This window comes from Acinetobacter bouvetii (assembly GCF_902753875.1).
Classification (GTDB): Bacteria; Pseudomonadota; Gammaproteobacteria; order Pseudomonadales; family Moraxellaceae; genus Acinetobacter; species Acinetobacter bouvetii_A.
Window position 1 is genome coordinate 1 of sequence record NZ_CADDTS010000027.1, and the last position, 24,566, is coordinate 24,566.

Sequence of the window (24,566 nt, forward strand, 5' to 3'; positions counted from 1 at the left end):
TCAATTGCTCAACCATCAAATAGAAAGTTGACCATGAGATGCCTGTGTATCGCTTGAACTGAGGATCAGAAAGCTTGTTTGAATCGATGTATTTCATCCGCAGATTATGCACGAATGCTAAGAAATCTGGAGTGCAAATATTAACCAAAAAGAAGATCGTTTTTTGATTTATGAAAGAGATCTATTATAAATTAAATTATAAAAGATGGTCAAAAAAGTTAAAAATGTCGATTGCTTGACACAACCTGTCAGAAGTGTGGCTTAAATTAACCTTAAAATTTAACCAGACCAATTTAGATGGTTTTAAGTTAAATATCATGTGATAAAGGGGAATATATAATGAAGATCATATCAACACCATATACCCGTGTGCATAGTTTCCGTGCTTTAAAACGCCTGCATAAGGCGATTATTCGTAATCAGGTGGAGCATTCAAACCTGCATAAGCTTTATCAGGCGATGCTTCATTTAGAACGTTATGTCGAACGTCTTAATCGTAAGGGCAAAAAAAACCGTGTGACACGGCTGGTTAAATAGCTTTTTAGAGCCTCTGTATTAGTCTTAAGTTGAAGGGAATATTTGAAAATTATTTTTTATTTGGCTGTATAATTTTTTTTGATAATTAAATAATTTTGCATATTTTATATGCGGTGCTGTAAAGCACAAAGAGGGGTTTTATGAAGGATAAGCCTTCAACACATGAACGTCTTGCAGAACGTTTGGCCCGTATATTAACCAAGCTCAATGTGGGGCATCAGCTGAGCGTGCAACAATTGGCGCTTGAATTTCGCGTTAGTAGCCGAACCATAGAACGTGATTTTGATCGTTTGAATTCTTATCTTCCTCTTATTCAAGACACTAAAACCAAAAAGTTTTATCTGGATTCTTCCTATCTCGGGCGCTTTAAATTACAGGACATTCAAAATTTTGCCCAGTTGTCTGGTATTCAGGATCTTTATCCATCTTTAGATATGTCTTTTTTAAGAGAGTTATTTGATAACCGCGCAAATCTGGTTTTTTCTGCCAAAGGTTATAACTTTGAAGATACCACGCAGTATGCGGAACATTTTAAGGTACTCACTGCAAGTATTCAAAAAAGACAGCAAATTGCCTTGTTTTACCGAGGTCAAATGCGGGTTGTAAAACCGTATCGATTAATTCATCACATGGGCAACTGGTACTTGGCGGCTGTACGCAAGCAGGAACTGCGTGTTTACCGTCTGGGCCGTATTGAGAAAATTATCCGTAGTCATCGACTTTCACGGTTTGAACATGATCAGGCTGTGCTGCAGCAATTAAAAGATGAAGATGGTATTTGGTTTCAGCACGAAAAGCAGGAAGTCATTTTATCGGTGCAACCTGAGGCTGCAATTTATTTCAAGCAACGCCGTATTTTTCCGGAACAGGTGATTTTAAATGAATCGGAAACAGGGGAATTGCTGATTAGTTGTCAGATTCGACATCAAAAAGAATTGAACCCCTTGGTGCGTTACTGGATTCCTTATGTGAAAATCGTCAAGCCTGCACATTTACAGCAAGAACTGGATGATAGTCTGCACGGCTATTTAAAATGTGCCCAGTAAATATGAATTCGGTATTTTAAAGTTTTAGTAGGGCTGTAGTTAGATGCGGATAAGTATTGGACTTAACGGCCTTTAATTTTATGATATGTCTGCAAGAAATTTCAGGCATAAAAAAACCAGCTTTCGCTGGATCTTTTATTGCACCATTTTAAGAAGTATTAAAATGGTGCCCGAGGCCAGACTCGAACTGGCACGCTTTGTGGGCGGGGGATTTTAAATCCCCTGTGTCTACCGATTTCACCACTCGGGCATTTTACAAGATTGGAGGCGGAGGTCGGAATCGAACCGGCGTACACGGAGTTGCAGTCCGCTGCATGACCACTCTGCCACCCCGCCATCTCTTGTTGCTGCGTATATTATCAAGCCCTGAAAAAAAAACAATAGTAGATTTATGCAGATGTGCAGAAAAGCAGCATATAACGGAAAATATTTAAAATATTCATGTAGAATGTGCGAAATTGATTCATATCAACACTTGGGAGAAGTGCCGTGGCATTAGTTTTAGATGGTCGTGCATTGGCAAAGCAAATTGAAGCTGATTTGTTAACTCGCGTAGAAGCGTTAAAAGCAAAATCAGGTCGTACTCCAATCCTTGCGACTATTTTGGTAGGTGACGATGGCGCATCTGCAACTTACGTTCGTATGAAAGGGAATGCCTGCCGCCGTGTTGGTATGGACTCATTGAAAGTTGAACTTCCAAAAGAAACCACAACTGAAGAATTACTGGCTGAAATTGAAAAATTAAATGCCAACCCTGATGTTCACGGTATTCTTTTACAACACCCGGTACCTGCTCAAATTGATGAACGTGCTTGTTTCGATGCTATTTCACTGGCTAAAGACGTTGATGGCGTAACTTGCCTTGGTTTTGGCCGTATGGCAATGGGCGAAGCGGCTTATGGTTCAGCAACGCCTGCAGGGATCATGACCATCCTGAAAGAAAATAACATTGAAATTGCGGGTAAACATGCGGTTGTGGTAGGTCGTTCTGCAATTTTGGGTAAGCCAATGGCTGCAATGCTGCTTGAAGCAAATGCAACAGTAACGATTTGTCATTCTCGTACGCAAAACTTAGCTGACTTTGTTAAACAAGCAGATATTATTGTGGGTGCAGTAGGTAAAGCTGAACTGATTCAAAAAGACTGGATTAAATCTGGTGCAGTGGTTGTAGATGCTGGTTTCCATCCTCGTGATGGCGGCGGTGTAGGTGATATCCAGTTGGTCGGTATTGAAGAAGTCGCTTCTGCCTATACTCCTGTTCCAGGTGGCGTGGGTCCAATGACCATTACAACATTGATTCGTCAAACTGTTGAAGCTGCTGAAAAAGCTTTGGGTTAATGCTTTTGTTCCTTCTCCCTCTGGGAGAAGGCTAGGATGAGGGGTTTAAGCAAATTCAAAACCTCTCCCTAACCCTCTCCTAAAAGGAGAGGGAATTTCTTCAATCTAAAACGAATAAAAATTCCAATGAGCTGTACTTTCCAATTTCCTAAAGCCCCAGAACATTTAATTCAAGCTTTACATGAAGTAATTCCAAACTGCAAACTGCTTGCGCAGCAACTACCTGAAACCCCAATTTCACTCTGGCTGATTCCACCGGTCTTTCCTAGCGATAAACTGGATGATGAGGTGATTCGTCGCATCTGGAACGATACTCCATATTGGATCTTTTGCTGGGCATCAGGGCTTGCGATGGCGCAGTGGCTGCTGGCAGAGCCACATCATGTCAAAGATAAGGTGGTTCTAGACTTTGGTGCAGGTTCTGGTGTAGTGGCAATAGCAGCTAAAATGGCAGGGGCGAAGCGTGTCATTTGTTGTGATATTGATCAGGTCAGCCTGAATGCCTGTCGTGAAAATGCTTTACTGAATGATGTGGAGCTGGAATATCTGGATGATTTGTATAAAGCTGAGCAGGTGGATGTGCTGTTAGCCGCAGATGTGCTTTATGACCAATGCAACCGTTTTTTCCTGGATGAGTTTTTAAAATTTTCGCCTGAGGTGTGGGTGGCAGATAGTCGGGTGAAAAATTTTAGTCATCCCAATTATCAAAAACTGGATGAACGTAGTGCCACCACATGGCCAGATCTGGATGAAGCCAAAGAATTTCGAAATGTCAGTTTTTATAAGACGCTGTAAACAGCGTCTTATTTGTTTCTAAAGTACAGTTGTTAAGATTAAGAGCAAGTATAGCGAACGACTCTAAGAGTGGCTGGACGCGCTTCTAGAGCTTGACGGGTTGCATAATCTTCACTGTTATAGAGATCTGGTGTATTTGATAAACCGATACTGGTACGGCTATGTCCCAGTTGACGACCATACTCAGGTGTTTGGATGGCTGGATTGGCTATTTCACTGATGCTTAAAATGGCAATTTTATATTGCTTATTGCCCCCCAAGACTTTTTGACAGGCACGTTGTAATTTGCTTTCATCCATTTGCTGATTTTGACGGCCGGCAAGGGTATAAGCCAGTGTGGCACTGCCATTGGATTGACTCTCAACCTGATAACCGACATTACCGTTGTATTGACGTGGAGTACTTTGACATGCAACCAGTCCAAGCGCTATAAAACCTAAGCCTAGCAATTTATATCTATTGTTCATCTTCAAAAGTTCCAAGCATTATTATTCTATTCAGTATGCCATAAGCCTGTTTTTTTAACGATCTTCAAGCTCTCTTTTAGCCATAAAAAAAGCTTTCCAATTGTGACAAGTTGGAAAGCTTTTTTATGTGAATATTCAATTAAAATGAAACGGACTTAGTTGTCGGTAATCATGCTGTGCTTTTTGGTGTCTTTCATAAATACATAAGTAATCAAAGACAAACCAATCATAAAGGTAATGTAATAGAAGAAGTAGTTTTCATGACCGGCATTTTTAAAGCTTAACGCCACCAATTCTGCAGTACCACCAAACAGGGTATTGGCAATCGCATAAGGCAGTGCAACACCTAATGCACGAATATGTGCAGGGAACAGTTCAGCTTTCACTACCGCATTAATGGCAGTATAGCCAGTGACAATCACCATGCCACTCATACAAAGCATGAAAGCAGTGGTTGGATTGGTTGTTGAACCTAAACCATTAAAGATAGGAATAGTGAACAATACGCCCAGTACACCAAAAGCGATCATAATTGGTTTACGGCCAATTTTATCCGACAATGCACCGACTACAGGCTGTAACAGCATAAAGATGAAGATCGCTGCAGTGGTAATTTCAGTCGCTGTGGTTTTTTCAAAACCTGAAGTATTGACCAGATATTTTTGCAAATAAGTGGTGAAGGTATTGAAGGCAAGTGTACCGCCTGCAGTCAACATAATCACGGTGAAGGCTTGTTTTGGGTATTTTGTAAATAAAGCCAAGGCACCTGATTTAGGGCCACCATTTTTCGCTTGTTCTTGAGCTTCTTTGGAAGACTGGGTTTCTACCAAACCGCGACGAATCCAGAACACCACAATCGCCAGCAAGGCACCAATCAGGAAGGGGATACGCCAGCCCCACTCGGTGAGCTGACCTTCAGTTAAGGTGCGTTGTAAAATGATGAGTACGCAAAGAGCAAGTAGCTGACCTGAAATTAAAGTTACATACTGGAAGCTGGAGAAGAAACCACGATGATGTTTCCCTGCCATTTCAGTTAAGTACGTTGCACTGGAACCATATTCACCACCAACACTCAAACCTTGTAACAGGCGTGCGAATAACAGTAATGCTGGTGCAAGCATGCCCACAGAGGCATAAGTCGGTGCGCAGGCAATAATGAGTGAACCCACACACATCAATGATACAGATAGAGTCAGACCGGCTTTACGTCCTTTACGGTCAGCGTAAATGCCCATAATCCATGCGCCAATCGGGCGCATAAGGAAACCGAGCGCAAATACGGCAGCGGCTTGGAGCAGTTTTACAGTATCATCACCTTCAGGGAAGAATTGAGAAGCAAAGTACAGAGTGAACGCGGCATAGACATACCAGTCATACCATTCAACCAAGTTACCAGCAGAACCGCCAAGGATAGATTTAACACGAGTTTTTCTATCAAGTTGCACATCTGCAACCTGAGGAGATGAATCTGTCACAACAATTCTCCAAAAAATTGTTGGCAAAACACATCCTTTTAAATTCTTCATGATGAAAAATTCAAAAACATATATTTTGTAGTGGAAGATAGAAATAAATTTTTACAGTTATGTTATACGCCTATTCTGTTGCTTCTTCATTCGACTTTAGTCTAGGCTATGTGTGGATTTTGAACGTTTGTTATTATTAAATAATTATTTTTATTCAAATAATTTACAAATAAAAAGGCCTTTCAATACGAAAGGCCTTTTTTGATCATAAGGGATTAATGTTCCTTGATCTCGGAATGATGCTTGGTGTCTTTCATAAAAATGTAAACCAATAATGAAATCGAAATCAAAATGGTCACATAAATAAAGAACCAAGACTCATGTCCGGCTTCTTTAAAACTTAGTGCGAAAAATTCAGCAGTTCCACCAAACAGGGTATTGGCCAGTGCATAAGGTAAGGCGACCCCTAAGGCCCGGATATGCGCTGGAAACATTTCAGCTTTCACCACAGCATTGATGGAGGTATAGCCCGTGACAATAATCAGGCCGGCCAGGCAGATCCAGAATGCAGACCAGTAGTCATGTGTTTGTCCTAATTTATCAAATAGGAAATAGGTAAATAAAACGCCTAACACACCAAAGGCAATCATCAATGGTTTACGTCCAATTTTATCGGATAAAGAACCGGCTAGAGGTTGTAAACACATGAAAATAAACAGCGCCAGCGTGGTGATCTGAGTGGCTTCAGGTTTGCTAAATCCGGAGGTGTTGACCAGATACTTTTGCAGATAAGTGGTGTAGGTATAGAAAGCAACCGTCCCTCCGGCAGTTAAAAATAGAACCGTGAATGCCTGTTTGGGATAATGTTTGAATAGGGCAAACATGCTGGATTCAGGCTGGTTTTTATCTTGCTGGGCATTTTTAAAGGATTGGGTTTCCATGAGTCCACGTCGGATATAAAACACCACAATTGCCAGACAAGCTCCAATAAAGAAGGGGATGCGCCACCCCCAGTCATGCAACTGTTCTTCAGTCAGTACAAACTGCAAAATCAGCAATACGCAGAGTGCTGTCAACTGGCCTGCAATCAGCGTGACATACTGAAAACTGGAGAAAAAACCGCGATGGTTTCTTTCTGCCATTTCACTTAAATAGGTTGCACTGGCACCATATTCTCCACCCACACTTAAGCCCTGAATCAACCGGGCGACCACTAAAATAATGGGCGCAAAAATACCAATCTGGTCATGGGTGGGAGAGATTGCAATCATCAGTGAGCCTATACACATCAGGGTCACTGAAAGGGTTAAACCAGATTTGCGGCCTTTTTTATCCGAGTAAATACCCATAATCCAGGCACCAATCGGTCGCATTAAAAAGCCGACTGCAAAAATGGCTGCCGCCTGAAGTAGTTGCGCTGTTTGACTGCCTTTGGGGAAAAATGCATGAGCAAAATATAAAGTAAATGCGGCGTAGACATACCAGTCATACCATTCCACTAAATTACCTGCTGAACCGCCAAGAATGGATTTGACTCGTGTTTTGGTATCTAGATTCACCTGAGGAACGTTTTGTTCAATCATCTGTACAAGTCCATTTTGTTATTGTTTTTCAATATTAAGGCAATTGGTAAGGTGACATAAGCATCGGATTTTTGCATTTTGTATAAAAAGTGTGCTGCATTAAGAACTTAATCTGAGCTTAGATATTAGGCGTTAAAACAGATTGATTAAATGATAAAAGGCGATGGTAAAAGTGAAATAAGAGCTTAATCAGCTTTAAACTCAATGCTACAGACAGATTATTTCTTGGTATTATTTCTGCTTAAATAGTGTTAAGTTTTTAAGCACAACAAGAATATTTAATCAGCGGTTTAAACAAGACTAGAGGAGGTGATTATGCAAATGAGTCATCCGGTCTATGACATGGCAGTAGTCGGTGGCGGAATCAATGGAGTGGGTATTGCTGTTGATGCTGCAGGTCGGGGCTTGTCAGTCTTTTTATGTGAAAAAGATGATCTTGCCAACCATACTTCTTCTGCGAGTAGCAAGCTGATTCATGGCGGTTTACGCTATCTTGAACATAAAGAATTTCGTTTGGTGCATGAGGCTTTGGTGGAACGGGAAATACTGTTGGCTAAAGCACCGCATATTATTCGCGCGCTGCGTTTTATTATGCCGCATCAACCGCATTTGCGCCCTGCATGGCTAATCCGTACCGGTTTATTTATTTATGATCATCTGGGGAAACGGAAAAAATTAGCGCCTTGTAAACATATCAGTTTTGAAGCTGTAACCAGTCCTTTAAAAGATGAAATGACACAGGGATTTGAATATTCTGACTGTGCTGTAGATGATGCACGTTTGGTCATACTCAATGCCATGCAGGCAAGAGAACTGGGAGCACGAATTGTAACGCAAACACGTTGTACTGCTGCCTATCGTGAAAATGGATTGTGGAACCTTCATCTGGAAAATGAGCAGGGCAGCTATCAAATTCAGGCGAAAACGCTGGTCAATGCCGCAGGCCCTTGGGTGAAAAGGTTTATTGAACAGAACCTTAAACAAAAATCACCTTATGGACTTCGGCTGATTCAGGGTAGTCATATTATTGTGCCTAGAATTTATGATGGCGATCAGGCTTTTATCCTGCAAAATGATGATCAGCGGATTGTGTTTGCCATCCCGTATTTGGAGCAATTTACATTAATCGGGACCACGGATCATGAATACCAAGGTGATCTGGATCAGGTCAAGATTACTTCGTTAGAAGTGGATTATTTGATGGATGTTTATAATGACCATTTTAAACACCAATTGGCAGTTGAGGATATTTTATATACTTATTCAGGTGTGCGGTCTTTGTGTGATGATGAGTCTGATAACCCGTCGGCGATTACCCGTGACTATACTTTGGCGATATCGCATGAGCATGAAAATACGGCACCTTTGCTTTCTGTGTTTGGGGGCAAGCTCACCACTTACCGAAAACTGGCAGAATCGGCCATGATGCATTTGGGCCCGTACTTTCCAGCCATGAAAAAACCTTGGACTGAGACGGCATTATTGCCAGGAGCGGAAAATCTGGTTTCAGTTGAGTTATTAATGCAGCAGATTATGCAGCGCATTGATGGTGTTTCTTTGGCCTTAGCATCTCGCTGGGCGCATGCCTATGGTACGAGGGTGTGGAAGTTTTTGGATGGTGTTATAGCAACCGATGAACTTGGTGAGGACTTTGGGCATGGATTATTCGCCAAAGAAGTAGATTATTTGGTGGATGAAGAGTGGGCGAAAAGTAGTGAAGATATACTCTGGCGCAGAAGCAAACTGGGTTTTCAATTTGATGATGCTGAAATACAAAAATTGGATCAGTATCTTTTAAAATTATTGATGAAAAGATCTGAAGATACTGCAGCTTAAATTGATGAATCAGAAAATAAAAGACCGCTTGAGCGGTCTTTTTATTTGCATCTAATCTTGTTTTAGATCGTCACTTGGACGATAACTTTAATTTCAATATTACTTAAATTTCAACACCACCAAGTGCTTTACAGTTTACTGGTGTATTCCATTTTACCGCAGTTCCCCAAACCACTGGACGTACAAAACGCCAAGGCCAGAAGCCGAAACGTTGGCTGGCATTATAGTTAATCACTACGTTACCACCCACTTGGTGCGCACGTTCTGCAAAACGAGAATATAGCTCTTCCACACTGCCATAAGTTCCTTTAGCGACTTTAATACGCTTTTTAATCTGGAACTGGCTAGAGTCAGGTGTACCTTTGATCGCACAGACGTGAAGATTAGGCTGTGTAGTGGTCTCTGGTGTAGCCATTGCTAATGTAGATAAACCGAGCAGACAGGTACTGAGTGCTAATGTTTTTAACATGAAATTTCCCCTTTTATGGTTGTTGTTAAGTTATAAAATTTTTGTTATTCAACAAAAAATTAAAAAAAAGACCGCTACAGCGGTCTTTTTAAATATCTGTGATTAAGCAGATTTTTTCACAGCTTCTAAAAGTTCATCTTGACGAGCTTTTAGCGCTTTAGGTAAACGGTCGCCTAGTTTGTTGAACAATTCAGTGTGGCTTTCAAGTTCTTTGATCCACTGTTCTTTGTCTTGTGCAGTGACAAGATCAAATTGTTCTTTAGTGAAGTCAGAACCAGTCCAGTTCAATTGTTCATAAGTCGGTACGCGGCCGATAGGTGTATCAATTGCAGTCGCACGGCCTTCACAGCGGTCAATGATCCACTCAAGAACACGCATGTTTTGACCGAAACCAGGCCATACGAAGTTGCCTTCAGCATCACGGCGGAACCAGTTCACATTATAGATGCCTGGAAGTTTGTTGCCTGCAGCTTCAGCTTTAACAGCAACTTGTTCGCCAAGTTCTAACCAGTGAGAGAAGTAGTCAGCCATGTTGTAGCCAGCGAACGGAAGCATTGCAAATGGGTCACGGCGAACAACACCTTGTTGGCCAACTGCAGCAGCAGTTGTTTCAGAACCCATAGTTGCAGCTTTATAAACGCCGTCAACCCAGTCGTATGCTTCTGAAATTAGAGGCACTGTATCTGCACGGCGACCACCGAAGATGAACGCAGAAATTGGAACACCTGCTGGATTTTCCCAGTCAGCGTCAATTGAAGGGCATTGGCCAGCAGAAACTGTGAAGCGGGCATTTGGATGCGCAGCTTTTTCTTCGCCAGTGTGTGGATTGCCTTTCCAGTTAGTTAGGTTAGCAGGTACTTCTTTAGAAAGACCTTCCCACCATACTTCGCCGTTGTCAGTTACAGCAACGTTGGTATAGATCACGTCTTTGTGCAAAGTTGCCATGCAGTTCGGGTTAGTCTTGGTATTTGTACCAGGCGCTACACCGAAGAAGCCAGCTTCAGGGTTGATTGCATACAAGCGACCGTCTTCACCTGGTTTGATCCAAGCAATGTCATCACCAACAGTTTCGATTTTCCAGCCTTCGTAGCCAGCTGGTGGAATCAACATAGCAAAGTTTGTTTTACCACAAGCAGATGGGAATGCAGCTGCGATGTAGTGTTTTTCGCCTTGTGGGTTTGTCACGCCAAGGATCAGCATGTGTTCTGCTAACCAACCTTGTTGACGACCCATAGAAGAAGCAATACGTAAAGCTAGGCATTTTTTACCAAGCAATGCGTTACCGCCGTAACCTGAACCGTAAGACCAGATTTCACGGGTTTCTGGGTAGTGCACGATATATTTTTCTGCGTTGCAAGGCCATGCAACGTCTTTTTGACCTTCTTCAAGCGGAGCACCTACTGTGTGTACGCAAGGAACGTATTCACCATCAGTACCTAATACGTCATAAACAGCTTTACCCATACGAGCCATTTTACGCATGCTTACTGCAACATAAGGAGAGTCAGTTAACTCGATACCGATATGAGCAATATGAGAACCTAAAGGACCCATAGAGAAAGGAACAACGTACAATGTACGGCTTTTCATTGAGCCATCAAATAAACCGTTAAGACGAGCACGCATTTCAGCTGGAGCTTCCCAGTTGTTAGTTGCGCCAGCATCTTCTTGTTTTTCTGAACAGATATAAGTACGACCTTCAACACGAGCAACGTCAGAAGGATCAGAATTAGCAAGGTATGAACCAGGATGTTTCTCTTGGTTAAGCGCTTGCATAGTGCCGTTAGCGATCATCAAATCGATATAACGTTGATTTTCTTCTTCGCTACCGTCACACCATTCAATTTTTGCTGGTTTTGTTAATTTAGCAATTTCTTCAACCCAGGCAATTAGCTTAGGATGACGAACGAATTCTGGTGCGTTCACTTGGGTCATGGTGAGGCCTATCTCAAATGTGTACAATTCAAATGTACAAAGTACAATCCTGGCAATGGGGTACATCGCAAGGATGAAAATATAAAAAAAAGTGGCTGTATTAAAGCATAAAATCGTAAAAAAAATAAGACTAAAGAACTACGATAAAAGGTTTGGTAGATTATGTATATTTGTTTAAAAAACTTTTTAAAACAATAATTTAAGATTGAAATGGTTTGTTTGTTGTTATATTTATTCATGTTATGGGTGTTATTTATTTAAATTATTTTATTTAAAAACAAATATTTATTATTATTTTTTTTATTAAGATTATTATTGATTAAATAAATGGTGGTAATTCGAATTTTACATAAAGATGCTTTCAATTGCTGATAATTTGGACAAAATTAGAGCAATTACTTCAAATAAGTATAGAAAATGTCAGCGATTTTGAAGCCTTTATCCCTTATCTATAATGAAAAATCTGGATTTCATGCAGCGAATAAAGATGAAGTCTATGAAGAGCTTATAACAAATTTAACGACATATGGTTATGAACTGCAAGCGTTTGAAATGAGTGCTGAATCAGACTTTAACCATTTGATGGAGAAAGTGATTTCCAGGCATTTGCAAGCGGAAGAGATTGGTGTCGTAGTAGCCGCTGGAGGCGACGGAACTTTAAATAGCGTGGCATCAAAATTGATGAATACGGAAATCCCGATGGGAATCTTGCCATTAGGTACATTTAATTATGTGGCGCGTTTGTTGAATATTCCACTTGACCTGCTCAAAGCGGCCGAGGTGGTTGCGACAGGGCAGATTCGTACAGTACATGTCGCTCAAATTAATGAGCATATCTATTTAAATAATGCCAGTTTAGGGTTGTACCCCTTATTTATACAAAGACGTGAATTGTATAACCGTCGCTTTGGGCGTTTTCCGTTACACGCTTACACCTCTGCCTTAGATGTGCTCATTCGTGATCGTAAAGAACTGAAACTGGAACTTCAGGTCGATGGTAGAAAATATCCGGTGAAAACCCCGCTGATTTTTTTTGGCAATAATCAGTTACAACTTGCAGAACTGAATTTACGGATTGCCAAAGCCGCAGAGGCAGGACTGGTAGCAGGTGTGGTGGTTGCCAAAAGTGATAAGCCCACCTTGTTTAAAATTCTATGGCAATTGATTCGTGGAAAACTGGATCATGCACCGCATGTGTATAGTTTTTCAGGCCATCAAGTGAAAATTCATTCACGGGCAAGGAAGTTGACCGTGGCGCTGGATGGCGAAATTGTGGAAATGCAGCCGCCGCTTGAAATTTCAGTATCTAAAAATGTACTCAAAATAATGGTGCCACATGATTCTGCACCTGTCTGATCTACATTTTGGTACTGAAAAGCTTGCCTGTATGGCTGCTATTCGCCTGTTTTGCCAGCAACATCCGCTGGAATGCGTGGTGGTGAGCGGTGATTTAACCCAGCGCGCACGCTATATGCAGTTTTACGATTGTAAACAGTTTCTGGAAAGCTTGAACCTACCTTATCTGGTGGTACCGGGTAATCATGATATTCCGCTGTATCAAGTCTGGAATCGTGTATTTAGTCCATTTACCCGTTATAAATTGTTCTTTGGACATATGGAAAGCAGCCTGGAAACAGAGCACTTCTATATTCTAGGCGTGAATAGTATTCGGCGACATTATCATACCCGTGGGCATATTTCTTTAGAGCAAATCCAGAAGATTGATCAGCAGTTAATGTGTGCTCCAGCGGATAAAACCAAACTTATAGTTGCACATCAACCATTTTATACGCCACCAAATGATCCGCATGGTGTCAAGGATTGTCCAATGCTGGGACGGATTGCCTTGGAGTCGTGGAGTCACAGTGGGTTAAGGGGCTTATTGCATGGACATCTGCATCAATCGGCAGTGTATGATTTAAACCAGATTTACCATTTGGGTGCGCAGCATCCGGTATTGGACATTCATGCCGGAACAGCCACTTCATATCGCTTGCATCGTGGTTTGCCCAACAGCTTTAATGTCATTTATCCCAATACAGATGTAGAGCATTATTACTTTAATAGCCAGCTCAAAGAATTTGTATTAAAAGAAGAAATTGCCCAGTAAATAAAGAAAGATGAAGGATTGAATAAAAAAAATACAAAAAACCGGACTTTTTTTTGGCTTAGCCCTTGAAGCGCTTTTTTCCATCCCCACAAAAGTGTCATCGAAATTATTTTGATGATGACCGAATGGAATTCAAGAAGTCATCGTCATTCATCTATAAATAGACTTAGTCTGATGGAGTTTTCAATGAGCAATATTCGTCCTCTACACGATAACGTTGTGATTCGCCGTGTTGAAAAGGAAACTAAAACTGCTGGTGGTCTTATTTTAAGTACTTCAGCAGCTGAACAACCTGCTCAAGGTGAAATCATTGCAGTAGGTAACGGCAAAGTAACTGACAATGGCGTGCGTGCATTAGACGTTAAAGTTGGTGACAACGTATTATTTGGTACTTATGCAGGTACAAAAGTAAAAGTAGAAGGCGAAGAGCTACTTATCATGAAAGAGTCTGACATTTTAGCTGTGCTTGAAGGTTAATCCTGAACCAGTAAATTCAGACCTGATTATTTATTCAGCTTCTTGAAAATTAAAAAATATTTGGAGTAAATTATGTCAGCTAAAGACGTAAAATTTGGTGACTCAGCGCGCAGCAAAATGATTGCAGGCGTAAACGTACTTGCAGATGCGGTAAAAGTAACTTTAGGCCCTAAAGGTCGTAACGTGGTGATTGACCGTTCTTTCGGCGCTCCACACATCACTAAAGATGGTGTAACTGTAGCAAAAGAAATTTCTCTTGCTGACAAATTTGAGAACATGGGTGCGCAACTGGTTCGTGAAGTGTCTTCAAAAACCAATGACATCGCTGGTGACGGTACAACAACGGCAACTGTATTGGCGCAAGCCATTTTGAACGAAGGCATCAAATCAGTAACTGCGGGTATGAACCCAATGGATTTGAAACGCGGTATCGACCTTGCGGTTCGTGCTGTGGTAGAAAACATTAAAGCTACTGCTAAACCGGCTTCTGACACTAAAGCCATTGAACAAGTTGGCTCAATCTCTGCTAACTCTGATACCACTGTAGGTAAACTGATTGCCCAAGCTATGGAAAAAGTGGGTAAAGAAGGTGTAATCACTGTTGAAGAAGGTTCAGGCTTTGAAGATGCCTTGGACGTGGTTGAAGGTATGCAGTTTGACCGCGGTTATATCTCTCCGTACTTTGCCAACAAACAAGACACTTTAACTGCAGAACTTGAAAATCCGTTCATTTTGCTTGTTGATAAAAAAATCAGCAACATCCGTGAATTGATTGCTGTACTTGAAGCTGTTGCTAAAACAGGTAAACCGCTTCTGATCATCGCTGAAGATGTTGAAGGCGAAGCGCTTGCAACGCTTGTAGTAAACAACATGCGCGGCATCATTAAAGTATGTGCGGTGAAAGCGCCTGGCTTTGGTGATCGCCGTAAAGCTATGCTTCAAGATATCGCAATTTTGACTGGTGCAACTGTGATCTCTGAAGAAGTAGGCATGTCTTTAGAACAAGCAACGCTTCAAGACTTGGGTACTGCACACAAAATCACAGTTTCTAAAGAAAACACGGTAATTGTGGATGGTGCGGGTAATGCAGCTCAAATTGCTGAGCGCGTAACTCAAATTCGTGCGCAAATTGAAGAATCTACTTCAGAATACGACAAAGAAAAACTTCAAGAACGCGTAGCTAAATTGGCTGGCGGTGTTGCTGTCATCAAAATTGGTGCAGCAACTGAAGTTGAAATGAAAGAGAAAAAAGACCGTGTTGATGACGCACTTCATGCAACACGTGCTGCAGTTGAAGAAGGTGTTGTAGCGGGTGGTGGTGTTGCGCTGGTACGTGCTGCATCTGCACTTGAAGGTGTTACTGGTAGCAACGATGACCAAAATGTAGGTATCAACATTTTACGTCGTGCGATTGAAGCTCCACTTCGTCAAATCGTAGCGAATGCAGGCGATGAACCATCTGTTGTCATCAATGCGGTTAAAAATGGCGAAGGTAACTTCGGTTATAACGCTGCAACTGGTGAATATGGCGATATGCTTGAAATGGGTATTCTTGACCCTGCAAAAGTAACACGTTCTGCACTTGAACATGCTGCATCTGTCGCTGCTTTAATGTTAACCACTGAATGCATGATTACTGATATTCCTGAAGATAAACCTGCTATGCCTGATATGGGTGGTATGGGTGGAATGGGCGGTATGATGTAATTCATACAATCATCCAATCTTAAAAAATCCCCTCAATTGAGGGGATTTTTTTATCTAGATTATTTGATAATTCGTGCATTTTTGACTTTAGTCTGGATCAATGTATTCTTAAGAAATAATTAAGAATACAAGGGGTTGAACCATGAATCCTGATGTTGAACACAGTATTATTGGCATGATTTACGATGCGGGGCTTGATGCGACACTTTGGCCTGAAGTGATTCAGAAAATTGTTGAATATACAGAGAGTAAAACCGCTATTTTGACTGCGCTGGACAGATTAAATCCGAATTATGATTTTGTGCATACTTGGAATATTCCTGCGGTTTGTTTAGATGCCTATCAAAATGAACAAATTAAATTAATTGATATGAAGCTTCATATGCCTTTATGGCAGCAGATTGGGGTGGGTGGGGTAATTAATCAGGATTTAAGTCATTATGCTTCTTCCGAAGATCCAGATGCATCGCTATTTTATGAAAAGTGCTTAAAAATAACCGGCATTTGTTATATTGCCGGTGTATTGCTGGAGCAGAATGAATATAGCTGGTCTGTGCTCGGTATTCATCGTTCTCCACAGCATATGCCTTTTTCAATGCAAGAACTGGAGTTCTTTAAACGGATTAGGGTACATATTCGCAGGTCATTGCAAATTCATAAACAACTCAGTTATGCACGCAGGGAAAACCAGAATTTGTACAGGATGCTGGATGCAATTAAAGTTGGAATTATTTTGATAGATGAGCAACGTAGCGTCCGTTATACCAATAAGCGTGCACAAGAAATGATGCAGCGTAGCAAAGTATTTGAACTCGATCGCTACGGACGTATTTCGACATTAAGGGTGCATCAACAAAGATTTGAACAGTTAATTCATTCTGCACAGTTAGACGGCAGTTTGCCAAAACATGAAGTTGGTGGGGTAATGCCAGTTTATAATAGTGAGGGTGAACAATTTATGCTGACTGTGACACCATTTAGTCGAATGAACAGCATGGCAGATTTGAGTCAGTCTAAACATGCCTACGTGGTGCTATCTATTTCAGAAACGGGACAAAAATATACTTTGGCAGCGGCATTTTTAAAAGAAGCATATGGTCTTTCAACGCGTGAATTTGAAATATGTGAACTGTTTGTGAATGGAATGAATTTGGGGGAGATCGCAGAAACCTTGCATTTGACGCTTAGTTCTGTGCGCACCTATGTCAAAAATATTTATGGAAAAATGCGTTGTAATTCTCAAGCTGAATTGATGCATAAGCTTATGGGAATGACTATTGAATTTGAGCATATCGACTAAATAGCCTTGGGCAATCCCAAGGCTGAAAGCTGAGAGAGCTTAAAGAATATCAACTGAACTGGTTTTTATATTAGATGGTATATTGAATTGCTGTTATCAAGCTTCCAAGTCAAGGACCGATGATAAAGTCAATGACTTGGATATGTCATGATAATGCCTTAAGGGCGGCTGAAAATGCGAGGTTCTTCATCTTCATACTGGGTTGTGACAGTATCGCCATTAATCACATAAGTGAATTTATCAAAAACAGGATCTATATAAGCTGAGTCAATAAGTCCCGCGCAGCCATTCGTGTCATAAGACAACGTGACTGGTTTTAAAATACCATTTGCAGCACTGTAAGTCGCAGATTCAATACCATTGCTTCCGCAATCATCAGGTATGGTTTCTATATGCAGATAGGTGCCATCTTTAAAGAAGGCTGCCAGCTGGCCACCGGAAATCCATGCACCCAAGATGCTGCCCGAAGTATTTTCGACCTTGGTAAATGTATATGACCCCTCATCATCACGGACGATCAGCTGATTGGATAATGTACCGTAGCTAATATATTGTGTGCCGGCCGGATGTGAAAAGCCCCATTCGCCATTGGTATCAATACTGAAATCGGTGGTTTTACTGATAGCACCCGTGGTTGCATCCCATTTTAGCTGACCTTGTTCAATCCCAGAGCTACCATCGGCATCTTGTGGAGCTGCTTGACCAAGAATGAAATTGAATGCTTTTTCATCGCCAGCAGAAACTGTTTTTGCATCGATATATAGCAGTACCTTGGTATTTGCCTGTTTATTTTCATAAAGCCATACACCAGCGTTGTCTTTAATGAAACTGTCAAAGAAATTGTTTTTTGCGGTCTGTGCTGAAACCAGTGTTGTTCCTGCTGCTTGTAGAACTTGGGTGAAACTAGGGTCTACTGTAAAGCTGGTTGTAGGAAGTTTGAAATTGATTACTTTATCCTTTAAAGCAGCTTCAACTGCAGTAGAAATTTCAATACCGTTGCTATGATTTTTATCTGCATCTAATGATTGCAAGAAAATGAGCAGATTCGTACGAATAACAGGATCAGTTGCCAAGTCTAGCGGGGTTATTTTGCTTTGAGCTTTAATGCTTTCCCCTAGCTGTACATCACCAATATAAAAGGTGACGGTATCACCTTCTTGATATTCAAATAGCCCTTTTTCGCCTTCCAATACAGATGCGCTGGTTGTACCTTGATGGGTGATTTCATTTTTAGCATTGCGGCTAACATAGCGTACTCCGCTGACAGGACCATCCGTCAAGACCCCCTTTTTTACAGATGCGGAAGGAGTGGATCCTCCAGAACCTGTATTTGATGCATTGTCATCTGAAGAACCGCCACACGCGCTCAGCAATAGTGTCAAAGATAGTGCAAGAAATGTTTTTTTCATTATGATGTCCCCCTGAAAGAATAAAATCAAATTCATCATAAAATTGATAAAAATAATTGAATATCCTCAAATGGGGAGGTCATGAATTATTTCTTTCTATAAAAAATAAAATGATCACATGTTCTATAAAATAAATCCTAATAATATATTTATATCAATGTCTTGAAGAGATTGTTTGGTTTGGGACTAATGTTTTTGCTTGATCAATTGATAGTTGAGTTTACTTTCGATGGGTTGTCCGGTGTGAATATCTCGTGCTTCAACAAAATTTTCACCCACAAAAAATTTACGATTTTCTCCTGCGCTATCTAAAGTAATGATAGAAGGATGCTCAGCATCAAAACGGAAAGTGCCTTTTACCTTAAATTCATTTGCTTTGCCTTTGCCTAAATATTCTTGGGTGAGCTCATAGGTTTTATCGGCTTTTAATTCAAGCTCCGTTTCAATGCCTTCACAATCTGCACAGGGAAAAACGCCTTTATATTCTCCGGCCCAATCCAGCGCAGTTTCTGCTGTATCACCGCCAGTTGTTATCACCATTGTTGAGGATGGTGGCGCTGTGGTGGTGGTCTGCGTCATGGGTTGATCTGGTGCTGTATTACTTTCATGGGTATTTGTCTGGGGTTTACTGCAAGCTGTAAATATCAGGCTACTTACACACAAGATCAATAATGTATTTTTCATGATGTTGCCCTTTTTTATGTAGTAGAGTTTTTGAAAATTAAATAAAAATAGGTGGAAATTAAAGGTGAATCCTGTTTTGGTTTTGTGATGATAGAGCAATAATATTTAGGGGTTATTAGTGTCTACATCAGTTTAGGATATTTCAATCTTCCAGCTGTGAAAAAATAATAAATTTTAAAATTTGATGGGTTAAAGTGAGTTTAATAAAGTCAGTTTTTTAGATTTTGCTACCTTAATAAATTATACATTTATATATTAATTGATTATTTATTGTACGTTTTGCACTTTCATATTTTAGCGACGTTGTTAAAATCTGCGCACTTGATTAGGGGCGGTGCTTGAAGTGTTCGAAAAATTAGCAGAACAAAGTTTGGAAATGATGGGCTGGGAAATTGACAATCATTGGCCACTGGATTTAGATCAATGCGTCATGATTGCTGCACCGCACACCAGTAACTGGGATGCCTTGTACGCTCGTTTGGCCCTCAAAGCCCTAGGTGTCAATGTTCGCATTACCATTAAAGACAGCTATATGAAATTCCCTTTTGGGCCGTTTGTACGTGCGATGGGCGGGATTGGCATTGACCGTACCCCAAAACAAGCAGGTGAACCCCGTCCAAGTATGGTTCAGGTGATGAGTGATTTATTTAAAACCCATCCTAAATTGGTGATGTTGGTAACGCCTGAAGCTACGCGTGCTAAACAGGAACAATGGAAAACCGGTTTTTATCATGTAGCTATGAATGCCGGTGTTCCGATTGCTTTGGCTTATATGGACTATGCCAAGAAAAAAACCGGGGTAGGAAAAATCGTATATCCTACAGGTGATTATGAAAAAGACATGGCCGAAATTATGGCCTTCTATGCCCAAATCAATGCTAAATTTCCGGAAAATTTTAGCGTGGATACGCGTTATCATCAGGCATCATAATGCAAAAAGACAGGATCATTTCTGTCTTTTTAAATTTATAACCGAAAGCGATTTAGTTGTTTTTAGTTGGGTTGATTCCACCTAAATGCTGGCAAGCCTCTTGATAAATTACATATTGTTCCTCAATGATATCAGTTAAAGGAACATCAAATAGCTTTTCACCATCTTTATAACTTTGCACATACGATTCAGCTTTTTGACGGCTAGAAGCCAGGGCTTGTTCATGGTAGGACGTGATTGAACTATGCGCCATTTGTGCTGTTTCAATTTTATTGCATTGAAAGTTGGAAAGTACTTTTTCTGCATGTTTAATATCACGAGATGTCGTTAGGGAGCAGCCAGAGAGAAGAATTATCCCTGCTAACAAAATCAAGTTTTTCATTTCTAGAAGAATTTATAATGTGGGGGAAGTTATTGTATAAAGTTTTCTCTATCAGAAATGAATTATACAAAACTGATTGGATATTTTTTGACTGAATGAAATTTATTATGTCTTTTATCAGACTTATTTCGAAAGATAAGCATCTATCTCTCAATATATGAATTTGCTTTGAGAAAATCCGTCCAGCTTAAAGTAGGCTGCTCAAGATTAAAAAACAACCGGAAGCAAAGAGCAGGCTTAACACGGTATGCTTAAACTGCCGTTCAGAAATTTTGTAGAACAGTTTGGCACCTAAAATGGCAGGGATGCTAACACTAAATAATAAGATGGCAATATAGGGTAGTAGGGCTGTTTTTAGCGTACCTTGGAGCAAATAGGCCGCTAGGGTAAACAGCTGAATCGCAAAATTGAAATGCCTTAAAATATAACGTTGTTCCTGTTTAGACAGGTTTTTCAGCATGACCCAGGCTGAAGGTAATGAGCCACAAAATCCACCTAAGCCGCCTAATATGCCTCCAAAAAATCCGACCAGGCTGTCTGCCAGTTTGCCTGACTGTTGTACTCGTGGGAATTGGGGATTAAAAAACATAATGGGGCACCACAGCACTAAAAACACCCCTAAAACTACCTTAAACGTTTCTGGCTGAATAATATGCAGTAGATAGGTGCCTAAAGGCACGCCAATCAATCCAGCAATTAAATAAGGAAGTACCAGTGTTTTATTCAGATGTGGCTGTTTTTGTTCATGTGCCAATGAAATGAGATGACTCCACACCGAAGCAAAAACCACTAAGGGAGCCGCGATTTGTGGAGAAAGTACCCACACCCAGAATGACATGGCGATCAGGGCAAAGGCAAATCCGGTCAGTCCCTGTACAAAACCTGCGACCATTGCACCAAGAATAAATAACAACCAGGTCATATCAATCTGTATGGATGAAAAGTCAGTAGTATTCAAAAGATAGTATGAAAAGCCAAGCTTATATTTAGCTGTATTTCTGCAAATATAAGTCAAACTTTTGCTAAAACAAATTGATGAAGAAGAGCGTATATATTTTTACGATAAATAAAAACTAATAAATGATTACAAGAGCCCAACAATGACTTCGTTTGCTCTACATCAAATCATCCAATACTAGGTTCATACAGTAAGGAGGTGATGAACATGATGAAAAAAGTGATATTACTTTCTGTATTGGCCGTGTCATTAAGTGGTTGTATTTTAGATCCATATTATGACGACGATTATCCTCGCCATTCAGACCGAAATGGTCAATATGATCGACATCATGGCGATCGTGACTGGAAGGGGCAACACCGTTATGGGGATCATGATCGATACGATCGGGATCGCCGCGACAATCGTTAACCGGGTTTATGTCTACGATGACCTAAAACTGCGGACTACATTTGACAAAAAAGGATTCCATCACAGGAATCCTTTTTTTATGGTTCTACTTTTTATGGTTCTACATTAAAATGTATATTAATTAAGTGCCATCTTTTTGATAAAGCCCTGCACGCACGGTACCAGCTTTGGTCTGTTTGAGCTGTTTCCACGTAGCAGGCAATTTCAGCAGATTTAAATCACGATCGGCTTCTATATAGATAAAGGCTTTATCTTTAATTAAAGGATCGGCCAGTTGGGCCAGTTCTTGCCATAAATTCAGGCTATAAGGCGGATCTAAAAACACCAGATCAAACTGTTGTTTTAAGCTTGGCAATACCTGCTGTGCTGTGGCAACTTTCAATTTGGCATGTTGGTTGGTGACTTTGAGCAATTGCAAATTATCGGTTAAAAATGCCGCTTGAGTGCGATTGGGTTCAATCATCACCACTTCTGCGGCACCACGAGATAGCGCTTCAAAACTTAAAGCACCTGAACCGGCACAGAGATCTAAAACCTGCGCATTTTGAATATCCCACATCAGCCAGTTAAACAGGGTTTCGCGGACGCGGTCAGGAGTGGGGCGTAAACCTTCTACACTGGCAAAAGGCAATTGGCGGCGTTTCCAGTCACCGCCAATAATACGGAGTTGATTTTTCATTGGTCAGTCACCTTCTACCGCTTGTGAACTTGCCGCAGCTTGTGCTGTAGCTGAATTGGTCTGAGGCTTGTTTGGATTGGCATTGTGATCCGTGCTCAGTGGCGCTGTTCCGCTCGGCAATTCACCTGGTTTAATCCCAGCTGTCATTAAACCACCACTGATTTGATGACCCGCCGGACGGATTGGATTTTTCTTACGGGTCAATAACCAGTAATCAAAAATAGGCCGCGCCAATTGTGCAGCTGAACCACCATGACGACCATTTTCCCAAACAATCGCCACAGCAATTTCAGGATTTTCAGCCGGAGCAAAACCGACAAATAAACCATGATCGAGTTGGCGCTCGGTCAACAGTGCCTCGTTATATTTTTTACCCTGCGCAATACTTTTGACCTGTGCGGTCCCGGTTTTACCGGCAATGTGATACAGCGGTGTACGAATACCACGTCCCGTACCTGTTTCAACGACATCGACCATGGCATCACGCATTTTAATCCAGTCTTCAGGTTTGCCATTAAACTGGATTTTACCATCAGGGGCATTATGGGTCTTATACGGTTTGGCACCATGGCTTTCACGTAAGACGTGTGGGGTAATATGTGAACCCTGATTGGCGGTAATTGCCGTGGCCATGGCCAGTTGTAAAGGTGTTGCAGTAAAAGCACCTTGTCCAATACTGACAGAAATGGTTTCACCTTTCAGCCACTTACTTTTTCGGGTACGCATTTTCCAGTCTGGACTTGGATACAAACCGGTACTTTCGCTTGGTAAATCCACCCCAGTTTTTTCACTAAAGCCAAATTGGCGCATCCAGGCATTCATTTTCTCAATGCCCATACGGTAAGCTAGAATATAGTAGAAGGTATCACAAGACACCACTTGGGCTTTATGCAAATTCACGGCACCATGACCGGATTTGCGCCAGTCACGGAATTTGTGTGAATCACCGGGTAAAGAGAAATATCCCGGGTCAGAAATAGCTGTACTCCAATCAATCAGATTGTAGTGCAGACCACCTAAACCAAACATCGGTTTAATGGTGGAACCGGGAGGATAAGCCCCCTGAACAGCGCGGTTATAGAGTGGCTGATCCAGGTCGTCACGCAGTGCGCTATAGTTGGTGCTGCTAATCCCGGTGACAAATAAATTAGGGTTAAAACTTGGGCTGGAAACCAGCGCTAAAATTTCACCTGTTTTAGGATTAAGTGCCACAATGGCACCACGACGTCCAGCCAGTTGTTCAGTCGCTGTGACCTGTAAACCATAGTCAATGGAAAGATACAGGTCATTACCGCGTACCGGATCTTTACGACCCAAATTACGTAGCACATTACCGTGAGCATCGGCTTCTACCGATTCATTACCCGGGATGCCGTGTAAAAGTTCTTCATAGGATTTTTCTACCCCAATTTTCCCAATCAGGTTGGTGCCGGCGTATAAGTCTTTATCAATCGATTTTAATTCTTTGTCATTGATACGGCCCACATAACCAATCACATGGGCAAACAAGTCTCCATGTGGATAGTAGCGGGTCATTTGCGTTTCTATATTGACCCCGGGAAACTGGAATTTGACTTCACTAAATTTGGCGATATCAGTTTCAGTTAAATTCAGTTTCAGAGAAACCCGCTCGGTTTTTTTCGAGGTTTTAATTCGACTGCTAAAACGGTCGATATCTTCTTGGGTCAAACTCAAAATAGGAGTTAGGCGTTTGACGGTACCATCAATATCTTCAACATCCGCGCGGGACATGGTGGCTGAAAACACTGGATAGTTATCGGCCAGTAAAATACCATTACGGTCATAAATATAACCGCGTGCAGGTGCTAAAGGCTGTAGCCGAATCCGATTCTGGTCAGAGGCAGTAGAAAATTCGTCATAATGTGCGATCTGCAAATAAGCATAACGAACGATAAGTAGCAGCAAAAAGAACAGCACAATGCCGATGGAGATAAAAACCCGATTGCGATAGATGCGCTTTTCTTGTTGAACATTTTTTAAAGGAAAGTGCTGCTTCATAACGCGATCGACTTACATACAGGGGAG

Annotated in this window: 23 protein-coding genes and 2 tRNA genes; 12 read left to right on the top strand and 13 right to left on the bottom strand. The window is 41.2% G+C overall.

Annotated features, from left to right (window positions below; genetic code table 11):
* The first annotated feature begins 339 nt into the window (after positions 1–339).
* Together FB6_RS07645 and FB6_RS07650 are read left to right on the top strand one after the other, a co-directional pair.
* On the top strand, positions 340–537 hold the full coding sequence (locus FB6_RS07645) for a hypothetical protein (protein ID WP_174559441.1): 198 nt from the start codon (positions 340–342) through the stop codon (positions 535–537).
* 140 nt (positions 538–677) lie between these two features.
* A complete protein-coding gene (locus FB6_RS07650; protein WP_174559442.1) occupies positions 678–1,583 on the top strand; it encodes a helix-turn-helix transcriptional regulator in 906 nt (301 codons plus the stop codon).
* A gap of 164 nt (positions 1,584–1,747) precedes the next feature.
* Here FB6_RS07650 and FB6_RS07655 read toward each other — a convergent pair.
* Positions 1,748–1,833, bottom strand: a tRNA-Leu gene (locus FB6_RS07655).
* Between the two features lie 12 nt (positions 1,834–1,845).
* Positions 1,846–1,919 (bottom strand) — tRNA-Cys (locus FB6_RS07660).
* Between the two features lie 153 nt (positions 1,920–2,072).
* Here FB6_RS07660 and folD point away from each other — a divergent pair.
* Together folD and FB6_RS07670 are read left to right on the top strand one after the other, a co-directional pair.
* Complete coding sequence (folD, locus tag FB6_RS07665; protein WP_174559443.1) at positions 2,073–2,921, top strand: bifunctional methylenetetrahydrofolate dehydrogenase/methenyltetrahydrofolate cyclohydrolase FolD; 849 nt, start codon at positions 2,073–2,075, stop codon at positions 2,919–2,921.
* Between the two features lie 126 nt (positions 2,922–3,047).
* Complete coding sequence (locus FB6_RS07670; protein WP_174559444.1) at positions 3,048–3,716, top strand: class I SAM-dependent methyltransferase; 669 nt, start codon at positions 3,048–3,050, stop codon at positions 3,714–3,716.
* Positions 3,717–3,754: 38 nt separating this feature from the next.
* Here the strand turns inward: FB6_RS07670 and FB6_RS07675 are convergent, their stop codons facing one another.
* The 3 genes from FB6_RS07675 to FB6_RS07685 all read right to left on the bottom strand — a co-directional run bounded on the left by FB6_RS07675 (position 3,755) and on the right by FB6_RS07685 (position 7,232).
* Positions 3,755–4,183 carry a hypothetical protein gene (locus FB6_RS07675; protein WP_174559445.1) on the bottom strand — a complete coding sequence of 143 codons (429 nt, stop codon included), beginning with the start codon at positions 4,181–4,183 and terminating at the stop codon, positions 3,755–3,757.
* A gap of 155 nt (positions 4,184–4,338) precedes the next feature.
* Positions 4,339–5,658: an MFS transporter gene (locus FB6_RS07680; protein WP_174559446.1), complete on the bottom strand. Its 1,320-nt coding sequence runs from the start codon at positions 5,656–5,658 to the stop codon at positions 4,339–4,341.
* A 266-nt stretch (positions 5,659–5,924) separates the two neighbouring features.
* The gene (locus tag FB6_RS07685; RefSeq protein ID WP_174559447.1) at positions 5,925–7,232 is read right to left on the bottom strand and encodes an MFS transporter; all 1,308 of its coding nucleotides are present in this window, start codon (positions 7,230–7,232) and stop codon (positions 5,925–5,927) included.
* A gap of 315 nt (positions 7,233–7,547) precedes the next feature.
* Here FB6_RS07685 and glpD point away from each other — a divergent pair, with 315 nt between their 5' ends.
* A complete protein-coding gene (gene glpD, locus FB6_RS07690; RefSeq protein WP_174559448.1) occupies positions 7,548–9,068 on the top strand; it encodes a glycerol-3-phosphate dehydrogenase in 1,521 nt (506 codons plus the stop codon).
* A 103-nt stretch (positions 9,069–9,171) separates the two neighbouring features.
* Here the strand turns inward: glpD and FB6_RS07695 are convergent, their stop codons facing one another.
* Both FB6_RS07695 and FB6_RS07700 read right to left on the bottom strand, forming a co-directional pair.
* Positions 9,172–9,537, bottom strand: a complete 366-nt coding sequence (locus FB6_RS07695; protein ID WP_174559449.1) for a hypothetical protein — start codon at positions 9,535–9,537, stop codon at positions 9,172–9,174.
* Between the two features lie 102 nt (positions 9,538–9,639).
* The gene (locus FB6_RS07700) at positions 9,640–11,472 is read right to left on the bottom strand and encodes a phosphoenolpyruvate carboxykinase (GTP) (protein WP_174559450.1); all 1,833 of its coding nucleotides are present in this window, start codon (positions 11,470–11,472) and stop codon (positions 9,640–9,642) included.
* A gap of 417 nt (positions 11,473–11,889) precedes the next feature.
* Between FB6_RS07700 and FB6_RS07705 the strand changes: the two genes are divergently transcribed.
* The 5 genes from FB6_RS07705 (at position 11,890) to FB6_RS07725 (ending at position 17,066) form a co-directional block, all read left to right on the top strand.
* On the top strand, positions 11,890–12,828 hold the full coding sequence (locus FB6_RS07705; protein WP_174559451.1) for a diacylglycerol/lipid kinase family protein: 939 nt from the start codon (positions 11,890–11,892) through the stop codon (positions 12,826–12,828).
* Entirely contained in the window at positions 12,809–13,582 is a 774-nt protein-coding gene (locus FB6_RS07710; protein WP_174559452.1) for a metallophosphoesterase family protein, read from the top strand. The genes FB6_RS07705 and FB6_RS07710 overlap by 20 nt, the downstream gene beginning before the upstream one ends.
* A 186-nt stretch (positions 13,583–13,768) precedes the next feature.
* Complete coding sequence (locus tag FB6_RS07715; protein ID WP_174559453.1) at positions 13,769–14,059, top strand: co-chaperone GroES; 291 nt, start codon at positions 13,769–13,771, stop codon at positions 14,057–14,059.
* Positions 14,060–14,131: 72 nt separating this feature from the next.
* Positions 14,132–15,766 (top strand): chaperonin GroEL, encoded by a 1,635-nt coding sequence (gene groL / locus FB6_RS07720; protein WP_174559454.1) that lies wholly within the window; start codon positions 14,132–14,134, stop codon positions 15,764–15,766.
* A gap of 142 nt (positions 15,767–15,908) precedes the next feature.
* On the top strand, positions 15,909–17,066 hold the full coding sequence (locus FB6_RS07725) for a helix-turn-helix transcriptional regulator (RefSeq protein ID WP_174559455.1): 1,158 nt from the start codon (positions 15,909–15,911) through the stop codon (positions 17,064–17,066).
* Between the two features lie 158 nt (positions 17,067–17,224).
* Here FB6_RS07725 and FB6_RS07730 read toward each other — a convergent pair whose 3' ends face one another.
* Together FB6_RS07730 and FB6_RS07735 are read right to left on the bottom strand one after the other, a co-directional pair.
* Positions 17,225–18,475, bottom strand: coding sequence for a hypothetical protein (locus tag FB6_RS07730; protein WP_174559456.1), 1,251 nt, complete (start codon positions 18,473–18,475; stop codon positions 17,225–17,227).
* A 186-nt stretch (positions 18,476–18,661) separates the two neighbouring features.
* Positions 18,662–19,159 (bottom strand): copper resistance protein NlpE, encoded by a 498-nt coding sequence (locus tag FB6_RS07735; RefSeq protein ID WP_174559457.1) that lies wholly within the window; start codon positions 19,157–19,159, stop codon positions 18,662–18,664.
* A gap of 343 nt (positions 19,160–19,502) precedes the next feature.
* Here FB6_RS07735 and FB6_RS07740 point away from each other — a divergent pair, with 343 nt between their 5' ends.
* Entirely contained in the window at positions 19,503–20,090 is a 588-nt protein-coding gene (locus tag FB6_RS07740; protein WP_174559458.1) for a 1-acyl-sn-glycerol-3-phosphate acyltransferase, read from the top strand.
* Positions 20,091–20,142: 52 nt separating this feature from the next.
* On the opposite strand, the gene FB6_RS07745 is transcribed toward FB6_RS07740, so the two are convergent.
* Complete coding sequence (locus FB6_RS07745; protein ID WP_174559459.1) at positions 20,143–20,472, bottom strand: hypothetical protein; 330 nt, start codon at positions 20,470–20,472, stop codon at positions 20,143–20,145.
* A gap of 187 nt (positions 20,473–20,659) precedes the next feature.
* Positions 20,660–21,394, bottom strand: coding sequence for a sulfite exporter TauE/SafE family protein (locus FB6_RS07750; protein WP_174559460.1), 735 nt, complete (start codon positions 21,392–21,394; stop codon positions 20,660–20,662).
* 243 nt (positions 21,395–21,637) lie between these two features.
* Here FB6_RS07750 and FB6_RS07755 point away from each other — a divergent pair, with 243 nt between their 5' ends.
* Positions 21,638–21,841 (top strand): hypothetical protein, encoded by a 204-nt coding sequence (locus FB6_RS07755; RefSeq protein ID WP_174559461.1) that lies wholly within the window; start codon positions 21,638–21,640, stop codon positions 21,839–21,841.
* Positions 21,842–21,962: 121 nt separating this feature from the next.
* On the opposite strand, the gene rsmD is transcribed toward FB6_RS07755, so the two are convergent.
* Together rsmD and mrdA are read right to left on the bottom strand one after the other, a co-directional pair.
* The gene (gene rsmD / locus FB6_RS07760; protein ID WP_174559462.1) at positions 21,963–22,520 is read right to left on the bottom strand and encodes a 16S rRNA (guanine(966)-N(2))-methyltransferase RsmD; all 558 of its coding nucleotides are present in this window, start codon (positions 22,518–22,520) and stop codon (positions 21,963–21,965) included.
* Positions 22,521–22,523: 3 nt separating this feature from the next.
* On the bottom strand, positions 22,524–24,539 hold the full coding sequence (mrdA, locus tag FB6_RS07765) for a penicillin-binding protein 2 (RefSeq protein ID WP_174559463.1): 2,016 nt from the start codon (positions 24,537–24,539) through the stop codon (positions 22,524–22,526).
* Positions 24,540–24,566: the final 27 nt, after the last annotated feature.

What these genes read in the sequence shown, in the direction of transcription:
- FB6_RS07645 (WP_174559441.1), top strand. Translation starts at nt 340, where the DNA reads ATGAAGATCATATCAACACCATATACCCGTGTGCATAGTTTCCGTGCT.
- FB6_RS07650 (WP_174559442.1), top strand. Translation starts at nt 678, where the DNA reads ATGAAGGATAAGCCTTCAACACATGAACGTCTTGCAGAACGTTTGGCC.
- FB6_RS07670 (WP_174559444.1), top strand. Translation starts at nt 3,048, where the DNA reads ATGAGCTGTACTTTCCAATTTCCTAAAGCCCCAGAACATTTAATTCAA.
- FB6_RS07675 (WP_174559445.1), bottom strand. Translation starts at nt 4,183, where the DNA reads ATGAACAATAGATATAAATTGCTAGGCTTAGGTTTTATAGCGCTTGGA.
- FB6_RS07685 (WP_174559447.1), bottom strand. Translation starts at nt 7,232, where the DNA reads ATGATTGAACAAAACGTTCCTCAGGTGAATCTAGATACCAAAACACGA.
- glpD (WP_174559448.1), top strand. Translation starts at nt 7,548, where the DNA reads ATGCAAATGAGTCATCCGGTCTATGACATGGCAGTAGTCGGTGGCGGA.
- FB6_RS07695 (WP_174559449.1), bottom strand. Translation starts at nt 9,537, where the DNA reads ATGTTAAAAACATTAGCACTCAGTACCTGTCTGCTCGGTTTATCTACA.
- FB6_RS07700 (WP_174559450.1), bottom strand. Translation starts at nt 11,472, where the DNA reads ATGACCCAAGTGAACGCACCAGAATTCGTTCGTCATCCTAAGCTAATT.
- FB6_RS07705 (WP_174559451.1), top strand. Translation starts at nt 11,890, where the DNA reads ATGTCAGCGATTTTGAAGCCTTTATCCCTTATCTATAATGAAAAATCT.
- FB6_RS07710 (WP_174559452.1), top strand. Translation starts at nt 12,809, where the DNA reads ATGATTCTGCACCTGTCTGATCTACATTTTGGTACTGAAAAGCTTGCC.
- FB6_RS07715 (WP_174559453.1), top strand. Translation starts at nt 13,769, where the DNA reads ATGAGCAATATTCGTCCTCTACACGATAACGTTGTGATTCGCCGTGTT.
- groL (WP_174559454.1), top strand. Translation starts at nt 14,132, where the DNA reads ATGTCAGCTAAAGACGTAAAATTTGGTGACTCAGCGCGCAGCAAAATG.
- FB6_RS07725 (WP_174559455.1), top strand. Translation starts at nt 15,909, where the DNA reads ATGAATCCTGATGTTGAACACAGTATTATTGGCATGATTTACGATGCG.
- FB6_RS07730 (WP_174559456.1), bottom strand. Translation starts at nt 18,475, where the DNA reads ATGAAAAAAACATTTCTTGCACTATCTTTGACACTATTGCTGAGCGCG.
- FB6_RS07735 (WP_174559457.1), bottom strand. Translation starts at nt 19,159, where the DNA reads ATGAAAAATACATTATTGATCTTGTGTGTAAGTAGCCTGATATTTACA.
- FB6_RS07745 (WP_174559459.1), bottom strand. Translation starts at nt 20,472, where the DNA reads ATGAAAAACTTGATTTTGTTAGCAGGGATAATTCTTCTCTCTGGCTGC.
- FB6_RS07750 (WP_174559460.1), bottom strand. Translation starts at nt 21,394, where the DNA reads ATGACCTGGTTGTTATTTATTCTTGGTGCAATGGTCGCAGGTTTTGTA.
- FB6_RS07755 (WP_174559461.1), top strand. Translation starts at nt 21,638, where the DNA reads ATGATGAAAAAAGTGATATTACTTTCTGTATTGGCCGTGTCATTAAGT.
- rsmD (WP_174559462.1), bottom strand. Translation starts at nt 22,520, where the DNA reads ATGAAAAATCAACTCCGTATTATTGGCGGTGACTGGAAACGCCGCCAA.
- mrdA (WP_174559463.1), bottom strand. Translation starts at nt 24,539, where the DNA reads ATGAAGCAGCACTTTCCTTTAAAAAATGTTCAACAAGAAAAGCGCATC.